13 protein-coding genes and 1 pseudogene are annotated in these 13,786 nt (G+C 63.1%); 8 read left to right on the top strand and 6 right to left on the bottom strand.

All coding sequences use genetic code 11. From position 1 onward, the window contains the following. Positions 1-4 precede the first annotated feature (4 nt). The 7 genes from ACHL_RS10680 to ACHL_RS10650 all read left to right on the top strand — a co-directional run bounded on the left by ACHL_RS10680 (position 5) and on the right by ACHL_RS10650 (position 7,425). Positions 5-769 (top strand): DUF1365 domain-containing protein, encoded by a 765-nt coding sequence (locus tag ACHL_RS10680; RefSeq protein WP_050767160.1) that lies wholly within the window; start codon positions 5-7, stop codon positions 767-769. Further along, on the top strand, positions 766-2,136 hold the full coding sequence (locus ACHL_RS10675) for a class I SAM-dependent methyltransferase (protein WP_015937306.1): 1,371 nt from the start codon (positions 766-768) through the stop codon (positions 2,134-2,136). The genes ACHL_RS10680 and ACHL_RS10675 overlap by 4 nt, the downstream gene beginning before the upstream one ends. 397 nt (positions 2,137-2,533) lie before the next feature. Beyond that, a complete protein-coding gene (gene nrdH / locus ACHL_RS10670; protein ID WP_015937305.1) occupies positions 2,534-2,779 on the top strand; it encodes a glutaredoxin-like protein NrdH in 246 nt (81 codons plus the stop codon). A gap of 103 nt (positions 2,780-2,882) precedes the next feature. Next, positions 2,883-3,353: a class Ib ribonucleoside-diphosphate reductase assembly flavoprotein NrdI gene (gene nrdI / locus ACHL_RS10665; RefSeq protein ID WP_015937304.1), complete on the top strand. Its 471-nt coding sequence runs from the start codon at positions 2,883-2,885 to the stop codon at positions 3,351-3,353. Positions 3,354-3,373: 20 nt separating this feature from the next. After that, the gene (gene nrdE, locus ACHL_RS10660; protein WP_043794636.1) at positions 3,374-5,494 is read left to right on the top strand and encodes a class 1b ribonucleoside-diphosphate reductase subunit alpha; all 2,121 of its coding nucleotides are present in this window, start codon (positions 3,374-3,376) and stop codon (positions 5,492-5,494) included. Positions 5,495-5,602: 108 nt separating this feature from the next. Beyond that, positions 5,603-6,577, top strand: coding sequence for a class 1b ribonucleoside-diphosphate reductase subunit beta (nrdF, locus tag ACHL_RS10655; RefSeq protein WP_015937302.1), 975 nt, complete (start codon positions 5,603-5,605; stop codon positions 6,575-6,577). Positions 6,578-6,846: 269 nt separating this feature from the next. Beyond that, complete coding sequence (locus ACHL_RS10650) at positions 6,847-7,425, top strand: hypothetical protein (RefSeq protein WP_015937301.1); 579 nt, start codon at positions 6,847-6,849, stop codon at positions 7,423-7,425. Between the two features lie 184 nt (positions 7,426-7,609). Here ACHL_RS10650 and ACHL_RS10645 read toward each other — a convergent pair whose 3' ends face one another. From ACHL_RS10645 to ACHL_RS10625, 5 genes are all read right to left on the bottom strand, one after another. Further along, positions 7,610-7,933 (bottom strand): carboxymuconolactone decarboxylase family protein, encoded by a 324-nt coding sequence (locus tag ACHL_RS10645; protein WP_015937300.1) that lies wholly within the window; start codon positions 7,931-7,933, stop codon positions 7,610-7,612. A 49-nt stretch (positions 7,934-7,982) separates the two neighbouring features. Beyond that, positions 7,983-8,543, bottom strand: coding sequence for a flavodoxin (locus tag ACHL_RS10640; protein WP_015937299.1), 561 nt, complete (start codon positions 8,541-8,543; stop codon positions 7,983-7,985). A 134-nt stretch (positions 8,544-8,677) separates the two neighbouring features. After that, the gene (locus tag ACHL_RS10635) at positions 8,678-9,535 is read right to left on the bottom strand and encodes an aldo/keto reductase (RefSeq protein ID WP_015937298.1); all 858 of its coding nucleotides are present in this window, start codon (positions 9,533-9,535) and stop codon (positions 8,678-8,680) included. 10 nt (positions 9,536-9,545) lie between these two features. Then, complete coding sequence (locus ACHL_RS10630; RefSeq protein ID WP_015937297.1) at positions 9,546-9,977, bottom strand: (R)-mandelonitrile lyase; 432 nt, start codon at positions 9,975-9,977, stop codon at positions 9,546-9,548. A gap of 40 nt (positions 9,978-10,017) precedes the next feature. Further along, positions 10,018-11,391: an MFS transporter gene (locus tag ACHL_RS10625; protein WP_015937296.1), complete on the bottom strand. Its 1,374-nt coding sequence runs from the start codon at positions 11,389-11,391 to the stop codon at positions 10,018-10,020. A gap of 130 nt (positions 11,392-11,521) precedes the next feature. Here ACHL_RS10625 and ACHL_RS10620 point away from each other — a divergent pair, with 130 nt between their 5' ends. Continuing rightward, positions 11,522-12,421 (top strand): helix-turn-helix transcriptional regulator, encoded by a 900-nt coding sequence (locus ACHL_RS10620; RefSeq protein ID WP_015937295.1) that lies wholly within the window; start codon positions 11,522-11,524, stop codon positions 12,419-12,421. Positions 12,422-12,460: 39 nt separating this feature from the next. Here the strand turns inward: ACHL_RS10620 and ACHL_RS10615 are convergent. Next, a pseudogene (locus ACHL_RS10615) lies at positions 12,461-12,985 on the bottom strand (IS30 family transposase); the annotation flags it as partial. Positions 12,986-13,786: the final 801 nt, after the last annotated feature.

Raw genomic sequence — 13,786 nt, 5'->3', positions numbered from 1 at the left:
AGCCATGAACGCCGCCCCAGCCACCAGCCATGGTGCCGCGGCCCCTGCGCCGGCCATCTACCGGACCTCGATTTCACACGTTCGGCAAAGCCCGCTGAAAAACGCGTTCACCTACCGGAGCTACAGCTGGTTCGTGGACGTCGACCGGCTGCCCCGCGTGCCGGCGTGGCTGCGGCCGCTGGCCGGATTCCACGCCGGCGACCACCTGGGCAGCCCGGAGGACAGCATCCGGACCAACGTGGAACGCTACCTGCGGACCCAGGGCGTCGAGCCCGACGGCGGTCCCATCCACATGCTCACCAGCGCCCGGGTATTCGGCTACGTCTTCAACCCGCTGTCGCTGTTCTGGTGCTACCGGAGCGATGGCGACCTCCAGTGCGTCGTTGCCGAAGTGCACAACACGTACGGTGAGCGGCACTGCTACCTGCTCCGGACGGATGCGGCAGGCCGGGCTTCGGTGCCGAAAGCCTTCTACGTTTCGCCCTTCAACGACGTTGACGGGCAGTACCGGATGAAGCTGCCGGCGCCGGGGGAGCGGCTGGGCGTTTCGATCGTGCTGGAGCGCGAAGGCCAGCGGCCCTTCGTGGCCACCATGGACGGGCGGCGGCGTCCCGCCACCCCACGGAACATCATCGCCGCCGCCATCCAGGTACCGGCCGCGCCGCTGCTGGTATCCGCCCTGATCAGGGTGCAGGGCATTAAACTCTGGGCAAGACGCCTGCCCGTCGTCACCAAGCCACACCACACCTCACAGGAGGCAGTTCAATGACAATGACGGACGACAACGGCACCGCCGCCGCCCACCCCAAGGCAGGAACCCCGGCCGGGGGCAACGGCCCCGCGGCCTGGACGCCCACCGGAGTGCCGGCATCGCCCGCCACCATCGATCCGGAGATCTGGCCGGGAGTTGCCCAGCCGCCGTCGGGCGCCAAAGCAGCCGTGGCAGGCAAAGCGGCAGGCCTGCTCTTCAGAGGGGCCGCCAAACGGCTGCCCCTGCGAGTGGCATACCCGGACGGAACTGTCCTGGGCACGGGCGGCCCGGACGCACCGGTGATGACGATGGTCCGGCCGGAGGCCTTCGAGGTCCGGATCGGTGACAACGGCCTGATCGGGCTCGGCGAATCCTTCATGGCCGGCGACTGGGAAGCCAGCGACCTCGCCGCCGTCCTGGAGGTCTTCGCGGCGTCTGTGGACAGCCTGATCCCCATGCCGCTGCAGAAGCTCCGCAGCCTGTACCTGCCGCGCACGCCCAGGCAGGAACGGAATGCCGAGCAGAACACGCGAAGCAACATCTCACGGCACTATGACCTGTCCAACGAGCTGTTCGCCAACTTCCTTGACACCACCATGAGCTACTCGTCGGCGCTGTTCCCTTCGGCTGCGGGGTCGCTGGATTCGGTGGACTTCGGGGTCCTGGCGGAAGCGCAGCAGGCGAAGATCGACAGGCTGCTGGACAAGGCCGGCGTGGGCGAAGGAACCAGGCTCCTGGAAATCGGCACCGGGTGGGGCGAACTTGCCCTGCGGGCCGCGGCCCGCGGCGCCAACGTTTACAGCGTGACGCTCTCCAGCGAGCAGCAGGCTCTGGCCCAGGCGCGCATCGCCGAGGCCGGCTTCGCGGACAAGGTGACAGTGGCACTGCAGGACTACCGCGCCGTGGAAGGCGAGTACGACGCCGTGGTGTCCGTGGAGATGATCGAGGCGGTGGGCTACGAGTACTGGCCCATCTACTTCCAGACGATCGACCGCGTCCTGGCCCCGGGCGGCAAGGTGGCCATCCAGGCGATCACCATGCCCCACGGCCGGATGCTGGCAACCCGCAACGCCTACACCTGGGTTCACAAGTACATCTTCCCGGGCGGGTTCCTGCCGTCCGTGCGGGCCATCGAAGGGGTCACGCAGCAGCACACCACCCTCCGCGTGCGGGAGCGCATGGGGATGGGTGACCACTACGCCGCCACCCTCCGGCTGTGGGAGGAACGCTTCCTGGCCAGGTCCGCCGAGGTGGGCGGGCTTGGTTTCGATGCGGTGTTCCAGCGGATGTGGTTGTTCTACCTCTGCTACTCGCGTGCCGGGTTCCAGTCCGGCTACCTGGATGTCCAGCAGATCGTGCTGGACCGGCGGGAGGCGCAGCTCTAGCGCCACCTTCCCCGGGTGAAAGCTGGGGGGCGCACGACGCCGGCCTGCCGCCGTCGTGCGTTTGCTCACCCAAGGGGGTTCCGAAGGTCACTTCGGGACCCCCTTTTGGCTGTCCGGGACCGCCCGGCGGGCGGGCGCGACACGCCGTCTTTTCCCCGACACGCTGGGCTTTAAATGTGGCTAAGTACTCCACAGGGTGTGGATGGTGTCCACGAAATCGCCGGGATTCCGGACATTTTGAAGGGCCCCGCCTGTGGATTAACGGTGCATTAAATGACATACTTGTAATACATCATCTAGGGGTTCCTAAGAGGCGTCTGCACTACATGTAGTATCGACATACAGCTTGGACGGGGACACCGGACCAGCGAAGATTTCGACTAAGGGGACAGGGACAATGACCGTAACGGTTTACACGAAGCCTGCTTGTGTTCAGTGCAACGCCACCTACCGCGCTCTTGATAAGAAGGGCATCACCTACCAGAGCGTTGACATCTCCCAGGACGCCGAGGCGCTCGACCGCCTGAAGGCGCTGGGCTACATGCAGGCTCCCGTTGTGGTCACCGACCAGGACCACTGGTCCGGCTTCCGCCCGGACAAGATCGAGGAACTGGCGCTCTCCGCAGTTTCCTCCGTGGCCTAGGCAATCCGCTTTTCCTTCAAACCAGCCAGCTGAGGTGACTTCCATCGCAGCACCAGCAGCACAGCAGGGACGCAGTGCCCTGCACAACCACGCGGCTCAGCGCGTGGAGGTGTCCCCGCCCGTCCGGGCATCGGATGAAACCGAAGCAGTCCGGACCGGCAGCCAGCTCATCTACTTTTCCTCGACTTCCGAGAACACCGGCCGCTTCGTTGCGAAGCTCGGCCGGGAAGTGGCCCGGATCCCGCTTTATGCCAAAGACGCACCCCTCCTCGCCGCCCGGCCGTTCGTGCTGGTGGTGCCCACCTACGGCGGCACCGGGGGAGAGGGGTCCGTCCCCAAGCAGGTCATCCGGTTCCTGAACAACCCGCAGAACAGGCAGCTGCTCCGCGGGGTGATCGGCGCCGGAAACACAAACTTCGGGGACAACTACTGCCTGGCGGCGGACATCATCGCCGCCAAATGCCAGGTACCCCACCTTTATCGATTCGAACTTATGGGAACGCCGGAAGACGTCACCCGGGTCAACCAAGGATTGGACACGTTTTGGACACGACTGTCGCAGACACAGAAGTAACCATGGCCCAGAAGCCTGAGATGCCTGCCGCCTACAAGGGTTTGGGCTATCACGAGCTGAACGCGATGCTGAACCTGTACGGCCCGAACGGAGAGATCCAGTTCGGCGCCGACCGTGAGGCTGCGCACCAGTACTTCCTGCAGCACGTTAACAACAACACCGTGTTCTTCCATGATCTGGAAGAGAAGCTCGAGTACCTGGTCAAGAACGACTACTACGAGCGCGAGACGCTCGACCAGTACACGATGAACTTCATCCGCGATCTCTTCAACCGCGCGTACAAAAAGAAGTTCCGCTTCGAGACCTTCCTGGGCGCGTTCAAGTTCTACACGTCCTACACGCTGAAGACGTTCGACGGCAAGCGCTTCCTGGAGCGCTACGAGGACCGTGTGTGCATGGTGGCGCTGCACCTGGCCCGCGGCAACGAGCAGCTTGCCCTCCAAATGGTGGACGAGATCATCGACGGCCGCTTCCAGCCGGCCACCCCCACGTTCCTGAACGCCGGCAAGAAGCAGCGCGGCGAGCTGGTCTCCTGCTTCCTGCTGCGCATCGAAGACAACATGGAGTCGATCGGCCGGTCCATCAACTCCGCACTGCAGCTGTCCAAGCGCGGCGGCGGCGTGGCGTTTGCCCTGACCAACATCCGCGAAGTTGGCGCGCCGATCAAGCAGATCGAGAACCAGTCCTCCGGCGTCATCCCCGTGATGAAGCTCCTCGAAGACAGCTTCTCCTACGCCAACCAGCTCGGTGCCCGCCAGGGTGCCGGTGCCGTGTACCTGCACGCGCACCACCCGGACATCTACCGGTTCCTGGACACCAAGCGCGAGAACGCGGACGAGAAGATCCGCATCAAAACCCTCTCGCTGGGCGTCGTCATCCCGGACATCACGTTCGAGCTGGCCAAGAAGGACGATGACATGTACCTGTTCTCGCCCTACGACGTCGAAAAGGTCTACGGCATGCCGTTCTCCGACGTCTCGGTCACCGAGAAGTACTACGAGATGGTGGACGACTCCCGGATCAAGAAGACCAAGATCAAGGCCCGCGAGTTCTTCCAGACCCTCGCCGAGATCCAGTTCGAGTCCGGCTACCCGTACATCATGTTCGAGGACACCGTGAACCGGGCCAACCCGATCGACGGCAAGATCATCATGTCCAACCTGTGCTCGGAGATCCTCCAGGTTTCCCAGCCCACCACGTACCATGATGACCTGTCCTACGATGACACCGGCAAGGACATCTCCTGCAACCTGGGCTCGCTGAACATCGCGAAGACCATGGATTCGCCGGACTTCGGCCTGACCATCGAGACGGCCATCCGTTCGCTGTCCGCAGTGTCCGACATGTCCAACATCACCTCGGTGCCGTCCATCGCCAAGGGCAACGACCAGAGCCACGCCATCGGCCTGGGCCAGATGAACCTGCACGGCTACTTGGCCCGCGAACGGGTCCACTACGGTTCGGAAGAGGGCCTGGACTTCACCAACATCTACTTCTACTCGGTGGTGTTCCACGCTGTCCGTGCCTCCAACCTGCTGGCCATCGAGACCGGCCAGACGTTCGGCGGCTTCGAGAAGTCCAAGTACGCCTCGGGTGAGTTCTTCGACAAGTACACGGAGCAGGAATGGGTGCCGCAGACCGAAAAGGTCCGCGAGCTCTTCAAGGACGTGCACATCCCCACGCAGGCTGACTGGCTGGCGCTGAAGGCCTCCGTCATGGAGCACGGCATCTACAACCAGAACCTGCAGGCTGTTCCGCCCACCGGCTCGATCTCCTACATCAACAACTCCACTTCCTCCATACACCCGGTGGCATCCAAGATCGAGATCCGCAAGGAAGGCAAGCTGGGCCGCGTGTACTACCCGGCGCCGTACCTCACCAACGACAACCTGGAGTACTACCAGGACGCGTACGAGATCGGCTACGAGAAGGTCATCGACACCTACGCGGCTGCCACCCAGCACGTGGACCAGGGCCTGTCGCTGACGCTGTTCTTCAAGGACACCGCCACCACCCGCGACATCAACAAGGCCCAGATTTACGCCTGGAAGAAGGGCATCAAGACCATTTACTACATCCGTCTCCGCCAGCTCGCGCTGGAAGGAACGGAAGTTGAGGGTTGCGTCAGCTGCATGCTGTAGCCCCACTGGTCGAGCCTGTCGAGACCAAAGGTTGAGTACGACGGCGGGTGCCCGCCCGCCGTCGTACGCTTTAACTTAGAGAAACCCACCCAACGCTTAGGGGATGACATGACCGAAAAGGTCAAGCTGCTTAGCCACGTCGAGGCCATCAACTGGAACCGCATCCAGGACGATAAGGACGTGGACGTCTGGAACCGCCTGGTGAACAACTTCTGGCTGCCGGAGAAGGTGCCGCTGTCCAACGACGTCCAGTCGTGGAACACGCTGACCCCCGTCGAGCAGCAGCTGACCATGCGCGTGTTCACCGGCCTGACCCTGCTGGACACCATCCAGGGCACCGTGGGCGCTGTCTCCCTGATCCCGGATGCGCTGACCCCGCACGAGGAAGCCGTCTACACGAACATCGCGTTCATGGAGTCCGTGCACGCCAAGAGCTATTCCTCGATCTTCTCCACGCTGGCCTCCACCAAGGAGATCGACGAGGCGTTCCGCTGGTCCACCGAGAACGAGAACCTTCAGAAGAAGGCCCAGATCGTCATGGACTACTACCAGGGTGACGACCCGCTGAAGCGCAAGGTGGCTTCCACTCTGCTGGAGAGCTTCCTGTTCTACTCGGGCTTCTACCTCCCCATGTACTGGTCCTCGCGGGCCAAGCTGACGAACACGGCTGACCTGATCCGCCTGATCATCCGCGACGAAGCCGTGCACGGATACTACATCGGCTACAAATTCCAGCGCGCGCTCGAAACTGTCTCCGAGGAACGCCGCCAGGAAATCAAGGACTACACGTTCGAGCTGCTCTTCGAGCTGTACGAGAACGAGGTCCAGTACACGCATGACCTGTACGACGGCGTCGGCCTGGCCGAGGACGTCAAGAAGTTCCTGCACTACAACGCCAACAAGGCGCTGATGAACCTGGGCTACGAGGCCATGTTCCCGGCATCCGTCACCGACGTGAACCCGGCCATCCTCTCGGCCCTGTCCCCGAACGCTGACGAGAACCACGACTTCTTCTCGGGGTCCGGTTCCTCTTACGTGATCGGCAAGGCCGTGAACACCGAGGACGAGGACTGGGACTTCTAGTCACTTCTTCTTCAACAACACAGACATAAGCTGATGGCCCCCGGGATACTCCGGGGGCCATGTGCTTATAACTAACGACGGGCGCAGGGTCGAGGCGGAGACCCGATTCCTGAGCTCTTCTTGGGAAGGCTCCTTGAGTGGTTGGAGCCAGATAGGCTTCAGTCCATGAGCCATGCAAGTTTTCATGCGCTCCACGTCGCGATGGCACGGTCGATGGAGGATGCGCGGAATCGGGCTGACGTGGCGACAGTTGTCAGTCCAGGCGGTCCATGAAACGCCGCGAGGTCTGGGGTGTTGCCTTGCTGCTGGCTGCAGCCGTCATCACCGGAGGCGGCTTGTGGCTGCACGCCGCGGACGGCGCGGCTGCTGGCCAGGGCCTGCTGCTCTACATCGGCGTGCGGGCGTCCAACGTTGTCTATGGGCTAATGATCGTCGCTTCCTTGGTGGCCGCCGCGGGGCTGATACTCGTGGTCCCTTCCCTGATCGGCCGCATCCCTAGGAAGGTCCTGCGGCGCACCGTTGGCTGGACGACGGGACTGGCGGCCGCCGCGGCACTGCCCTTCCTCGGCATCGTCCTCATCTTCGCGATCCTCGGCGCAGTAGGTATCGGCGATGATGTGAAAGTCGCGGCTGCTGACGGCCAGTCCGTTCTCCTGGTCCAGGACGGCTTTGACGGGGACGCAGTCGACATCTATACCCCGCACGACAGTCTGCACTACAAGTGGTCACGCCGCGCTGACGAGCTGGGTGGCTGGCCGCGGGTGAAGGACCAGGACTGCCAGCTGCACAGTGACGCCACCGGCCTGCACCTCACCTGTGGGGCCCAAACGGTGACCATTGACCAGTAGCCACTAGGCGGTTTCTAATCAACGTCGCAACGGGTCTGAGCTGAACGTATCAGGTGCCGTGGGGGAGTTCGAAGACTAGTACGACTTCCAGGAATCGAGCTCCTGCACCTGTCAAGGGACACATACCTCTCGAATGGCAGTGAGGGAAGACCGAATTGTCCGGTCAACCGGGCTCCGTTACGTCCTACTTTGTATTGAAGATTTCCTTGGCGATGGTGATTGCGGACATGGCTTTGGGCCATCCGGCGTAGAAGGCCAGATGGATGATCGCTTCTTTCAGTTCAGTTTCCGTCAAGCCGTTGGTTCGCGCACGGGCGAGGTGTCCGCGGAGTTGATCGGTGCTGCCGCTGGTGACCAGGCTGGCGACGGTGATCAGGCTGCGGTCCCTCGGGGACAGTTCGGAGCGCTCCCACACGTCTCCGAAGAGGACGTTGTCGGTGAGGTCAACGAGTTTGGGGGCGAAATCACCGATGAGTTGCTGGGCACGTGTTTGGGTTGGTTCGTTCATGGTTGTCCTTCGGATTTGTTTGGTGAGGCGTGCGTGCTGGCCAGGAGGGCTATTGAAAGAGTCCGGAGCGTTGGAGCCATGACTGTAAATTTGGTCCGGCCTCTTGGACTTCTTCTCCCTTGACGGCCAGTCCTTGGCGGATTTGCGCGCCGGGGCAGGATTCGGTGTAGTCACGCATGGTGTTGCCCATTCCGCTCATGGCGTGCGTGGCGACCGGGAGGACGGTTTTGCCGGTGAAGTCGTAGCTTTCTGTAAAAGTGGTCATGATCATGGGTGCGCGGACGTTCCAGATGCCACTGGCAAGGATTATTGCGTCGTACTGGTCGATGGAAGGCAGCGGGTTGCTGATGGCAGGGCGGGCGTTCTGGTTTTGCTCTCGGACGTTTCGGGCGACGGTAGCGTCATAGCTGTCGGGGTAGGGGTCGGCCGCTTCGATGCGGTGCACGTCGCAAGGGACCAGGGCGCTGATCATCCCGGCTAGGACTTCGGTGTTGCCGACTTCGAGATTGGTGCGCCCGCCGTAGTAGTAGTTTTCCCCGGCCCTGGAGAAGTAGGCGAGCAGTACGCGTTGACCGCTCTGGCCGGGGGTTGCTGTTTCTGTTGCGGGCACTGTTCCATTTCCTGGGGGTGTACAGGCTGCTGTTGCGGTGATGAGGGCGCCGGTCAGGCCGGCGGCCGCCCCGCGAAGGGCGGACCGCCGACTGACGCTTGACTCGCTGGTGGCCAGCGGGCGTGTCATGGTGTCTAGCGGTAGCGGCGGTTGCCGAGCCAGCTGACCATGGCGGGGTCGCGGTGGTCGAAGAAAAGGCTGGCACCGGTGTCCAGTGCCGCGATCTGGTTCATCTGCTCTTCGGTGAGGGTGAAGCCGAAGACGTCCAGGTTCTGGGCCATGCGCTCGGGCCGGACAGACTTGGGGATCACGACCACGTCGCGCTGGATGAGCCAGCGCAGCACGACCTGGGCGACGGACTTGCCGTGGGCGTCAGCGATGGTGCTGAGAACGGGGTCGGTGAAGAGGTTGTTCTTGCCTTCGGCGAACGGTCCCCAGGATTCGATCTGCACGCCGCGTTCGCGCATTAGTTCCTGGTCGGCGGCGCGCTGGTGGAACGGGTGCGTTTCGATCTGGTTCACGGCAGGGACGATTTCGTTGTGGTCTATGAGGTCCACCAGCCGGTCCGGGTGGAAGTTCGAGACGCCGATGGCCCGGGTGAGGCCTTCCTTGTTCAGGTCCTGCATGGCGCGCCATTCGCTGTAGTAGTCACCGAGTGGCTGGTGGATCAGGTAGAGGTCGAGGTAGTCCAGTCCGAGCCGGTTCAGGGAGTTCTCGAAGGCGCGCTTGGTGTCTTCCTGGACGTTGCCGGTGGGTGCGTGCTGGATCCAGAGCTGGGTGGTGATGAACAGTTCCTCGCGGTTGATGCCGCTGGCTTTGATCGCGGCGCCGACGGCCCCTTCGTTGCCGTAGGACGCGGCGGTGTCCAGGTGCCGGTAGCCGGTCGCGATGGCTGCTTCGACGGCGGCTTGGGTTTCTTCTTCGGGGATCTGGAAGACACCGAAGCCGAGGATTGGCATTTCGATGCCGTTGTTGAGCGTGACGTTCTTCATGGGTTTTTCCTTAGCGTTGTTCTGCTGTGGTTTGTGGGTGGGTTTTGGAGTGGGCGGCTTGGTATTCCTGGTCACTGACGGGTTCGAGCCACGTTGCTGTGTGGCCGTCGTCGTGTTCGACCATGGCCAGGTGGCACATGAGGGAGTCCGGGATTGCGCCGTGCCAGTGTTCTTCTCCGGGAGGGGTGTGGACGGTGTCTCCGGGGTGCATCAGGATGGCTTTCCCGTCCCGGGTGGCCACCAGTCCTGTTCCGTCGGTGCAGTGCAGTGTTTGGCCCAGCGGGTGGGAGTGCCAGTGGGTCCGTGCCCCGGGGTCGAACCGGACCATCGCGAATCCGAGCCGGGAGGGGCTTTCAGCTGAGTGCAGTGGGTTCAGGTACACGTCGCCGGTGAACTTTTCGGCCGGTCCTTTGGTCGTGGGTGCGGGAACTGTGAGGCGCATGCCTGCTCCTTTCGTTGAGGTTGGTCTGCGGATGGCATGCTCAGGTGGTTGTGTGCGGCCGGCGTTGGAATGCCATGGACGCGACGATGAGGACGATGAGGACCACGGCGGTGGCGCCGAGGCTGGCGCGCAAACCTGTGATGAACTCGCCGCTGGCGATCACCGCGCCGAAGATGGCCACGCCGAGTGTGCCGCCGACTTGCCGGGCGGTGTTGACTACGCCGCTGGCGGTGCCGGCCCGTTCGGCGGGTACGTTGTCCATGACCTGGGCAATGATGGAGGGGACAGTGAAGGAGCCGCCGACCCCTACCGGGACCATGAGCGCTGCGACGAGCAGGACCGGTGCGTCTGCTGGGAGCAGGCACAGTCCAGCCAGGCCGGCGGCCATGATGAGCTGGCCGGTGGCGATCATGGCTGGGTGCCCGTACTTGCCCATGAGGCGGGCCACCCAGGGGTTCAGGATGGCGACAAGGGCCGTCATTGGAAGGAAGAGCACCCCGGTTTCCAGGGCAGAAGCGCCGCGCTCCTGCTGGAAGTAGAGGCTTTGGACGAACACGATCCCGTAGAAACCGGCCATCGTGACCACGGCAATGGTCAGTGCGGTGGACACGGTACGGGAGCGGAACAAGTCCAGCGGAATCATCGGATGCCGCCCCCAGGCCTGGGCGAAGACGAACGCGGTGATGGCCGCGACGGCGACGGCGAACATGAGCACGATGGCAGGGCTTTCGTACCCGGCCTCGGCGCCTTCGATGATGCCGTAGGTCAGGGCTGCAAGCCCGACGACGGCGCTGATCTGTCCGGTCCAGTCGAACGGTGCCGCTCGGCGGGGTGATACCGCGACGCGGGACAGGACGCCGAGCGCGACGGCTCCGACGGGCAGGTTGACGAAAAAGATCAGCCGCCAGTCGAGCTGCGTGAGAAGCCCGCCCAGCACCGGTCCCGCGGCGGCCGCCACGGAACCGCCAAGCCCCCAGTAAACAGTGGCCCGGCCGCGGGCTGCGGCGTCGTGGTACGCCTCCCGGATCAGGGCCAGGGACGCCGGGGTGATCATCGCCGCGCCAATGCCCTGCAGAATACGGGCCCCGACCAGGGCCGGGAGCGAGGGGCTCAACGCGCAGGCAGCGGAAGCAACAACGAAGAGGATCATGCCCATCCCGTAAGCGCGACGCGCTCCAGCCCGGTCGGAGAACGTCCCGGCGAACAGTTGGAGGGCGGAAAACATCAGAGCATAGCCGGTCACAACCCACTGCAGACCCGAAAGTCCCCCGCCGAGGTCGTTGCGGATCGCGGGCAGGGCAACGTTGACGATCTGGGCATCCAGGGCGACAACGAAGAACCCCAGCATCGCCACCCCCAAGGAAGCCCTGGGCCGGGCAGCCACTGCCGGGCTGCTGGCGGTAGACACGGACATGGTGTCCTTTCGAATTCGGGAAACGGTCTGGTTCCAGAAAACCAGTCCCCTCATTCGCGCGGGAGTGTCTGTTGTGCGGTGTACTGGCAGTTCCTGTTAGACCACCACGGCCCGCCGTAGCCTAGAACCCATGGACACTACCAACGACGTCCGCGATTTCCTCATGAGCCGCCGATCACGCATCACCCCGGCCCAGGCGGGGCTGCCCGCCCACGGAGGAACCAGGAGGGTCACCGGGCTCAAACGCGAGGAAGTCGCCATGCTCACCGGCGTCAGTACCGAGTACTACGCCCGGCTCGAACGCGGCAACCTCCGGGGAGTCTCGGACTCCGTTCTTGACTCCCTCGCCCGGGCACTTCAGCTCGACGAGGCAGAACGCGCCCACCTCTTTGACCTGGCCAAGGCCGCCGCACCAGCCCCCGCCTCCGGGACCCGACGGGCACGGGCCGAAGTGCGCCCCAGCATCGAAAGAATCCTGGCCGGGATGACCGGAACACCGGCCTACGTCCGGAACTCCCGCACCGATGTGATCGCCGCCAACAGCCTGTGCTTCGCCCTCTACACCGGGATCCTCAGCCCCGAGACGCTTCCAGTGAACCTCGCACGCTTCATGTTCCTGGCCCCCCGGTCCAAGGACTTCTTCGTCGACTGGGAAACTCTCGCCGATGACTTCGCCGCGGCTATGCGCACCGAATCCGGCAGTAATCCGCGGGACCGCGCCCTCAACAGCCTTATCGGTGACCTGGCCGCCGGCAGCACCGAGTTCTCCACCAGATGGGCACGTCACAACGTCCGCTTCCACCGGTCGGCCCGCAAAATCATGCGCAACCCGCTCGTCGGCGAGATCGAACTCACCGGCGACGCCCTGGAACTGCCCGGCGAAGGACTAACCATGATCGCCTACTCCGCCGAGCCGGGCAGCCACGCCCAAGATCAACTCAACTTCCTCGCCAGCTGGGCCGCCAGCAGCAAGAGCACGTCTGTAGAGGCACAAGTCAGCCCGCCCTCAGCGGAAAGAAGGACCCCCTGAATGCGAAGGGCCCGACAACGGTGCCGCTCAACAACGTAGCTAGCCCGAAGTAGAAAGAACTGCAGGAGTGGGCTCGTTTCTGCCGCTCCCCGGACCGGAGCTGATCGCGGCAGCGTGATACATGGCGAATCTGGCAGTTGCGCTCGACCAATCCAGAACGGCCCTGGGTCGGCTGTTGATCTCCTTTGCAGCAAACAGGACATCTGCCTGTTCAACTGCGCTCAGGTCATCACCCTTCCGGAAGTACTGATGGAGCAAGCCATTGGCGTTCTCGTTTGAGGCACGTTGCCAAGGGCTGGCCGGATCACAAAAGTACACCAGCGTGCCCAGAGCAGCAGTGACCTCGGCATGCTTCGCCATTTCGGAGCCTCGGTCCCAGGTCAAAGTTCTCCGCAACTCCGCCGGCATTTCGGTGAGTGTCTCAATGAGCTGATCGCGCATGTTATCGGACCTGTTTCCCGGCCGAAGGGAAAACGCGATGAGGAAACGGGATGAGCGTTCAACAAGCGTCACTGTCGCTGATTTGTTGCCTTGGCCCATGATGAGGTCACCCTCCCAATGGCCGGCTTCTTTCTGGTAGCGATGTGGGCTGGCCGATCACCGATCTTCAAAGCGTCAGAAATGTACTGGCGCGGCTTCCCCTTGGTCCTGGACCGTGACCTTCTGCTGAACTTACCCGAACGCAATAGCCGGGGAGAGCCCGTGGGAACGGGGATGATACTCAACTGATACAGCGCACGATAAATCGTTTCGTGGGCTCAAATGTCGACGCTTCTCTCCTGGGAACTGTTGCTTCAAGGCCCGACGGACTTGAGCGGGCTCCAGCGCTTCGAGAGGCACTCCACAACGTAGTGACGCAGTTCCTCATCGCGCGCCAGCTTGGCCAACTTCGGCCTCGGCCTGCGCTTCTGTGCCATCTTCTGGGCACGGAACGGGTGATGGCGGCGCGAATCGGGACGATTGCGGGACACTCCCTGCTGATGCGGACGGAGCCGGCCCAGGTCGCGGGCAATAGAACGAATACTTGCCCGAACCAGCAGACGGTCAGCGACGAAAATGCGTTCGTCTTCGGACAGATAGCGGCTGGAAACGGCCGCCGGAACTGCCTTACGGCGCCGCGGGTCCAAGCCCTGCTGTACGAGACGGTCAACCCCGCTCCGTCCATGCAACCAGCGATGGCCAGTATTCACGTGAATACCAGAATCCTGCATGCTGCGGAAGTGGAGTGCCCGTCTTTCTTGAGTTGAACGTACAAAAGCTTCTTCTCGACCAAGCCTTCAAGGCCCATCTTCCGCGTTCGGCGCGTCGAACTGCGCATGAAGCAACACCTCTTTCAGTAGGGTGTTGCGTCTGTAGTTAGAAGCC

Origin of the sequence: Pseudarthrobacter chlorophenolicus A6 (assembly GCF_000022025.1) — a bacterium.
GTDB classification, from domain to species: domain Bacteria; phylum Actinomycetota; class Actinomycetes; order Actinomycetales; family Micrococcaceae; genus Arthrobacter; species Arthrobacter chlorophenolicus.
The sequence above is the reverse complement of the archived record's forward strand: the minus strand, read 5'-3'. Positions and strand labels throughout refer to the sequence as shown.

Excerpts from the sequence above, each read along its gene's own strand:
- ACHL_RS10680 (WP_050767160.1), top strand. The coding sequence starts at position 5 with ATGAACGCCGCCCCAGCCACCAGCCATGGTGCCGCGGCCCCTGCGCCG.
- ACHL_RS10675 (WP_015937306.1), top strand. The coding sequence starts at position 766 with ATGACAATGACGGACGACAACGGCACCGCCGCCGCCCACCCCAAGGCA.
- nrdH (WP_015937305.1), top strand. The coding sequence starts at position 2,534 with ATGACCGTAACGGTTTACACGAAGCCTGCTTGTGTTCAGTGCAACGCC.
- nrdE (WP_043794636.1), top strand. The coding sequence starts at position 3,374 with ATGCCTGCCGCCTACAAGGGTTTGGGCTATCACGAGCTGAACGCGATG.
- nrdF (WP_015937302.1), top strand. The coding sequence starts at position 5,603 with ATGACCGAAAAGGTCAAGCTGCTTAGCCACGTCGAGGCCATCAACTGG.
- ACHL_RS10650 (WP_015937301.1), top strand. The coding sequence starts at position 6,847 with ATGAAACGCCGCGAGGTCTGGGGTGTTGCCTTGCTGCTGGCTGCAGCC.
- ACHL_RS10645 (WP_015937300.1), bottom strand. The coding sequence starts at position 7,933 with ATGAACGAACCAACCCAAACACGTGCCCAGCAACTCATCGGTGATTTC.
- ACHL_RS10635 (WP_015937298.1), bottom strand. The coding sequence starts at position 9,535 with ATGAAGAACGTCACGCTCAACAACGGCATCGAAATGCCAATCCTCGGC.
- ACHL_RS10630 (WP_015937297.1), bottom strand. The coding sequence starts at position 9,977 with ATGCGCCTCACAGTTCCCGCACCCACGACCAAAGGACCGGCCGAAAAG.
- ACHL_RS10625 (WP_015937296.1), bottom strand. The coding sequence starts at position 11,391 with ATGTCCGTGTCTACCGCCAGCAGCCCGGCAGTGGCTGCCCGGCCCAGG.
- ACHL_RS10620 (WP_015937295.1), top strand. The coding sequence starts at position 11,522 with ATGGACACTACCAACGACGTCCGCGATTTCCTCATGAGCCGCCGATCA.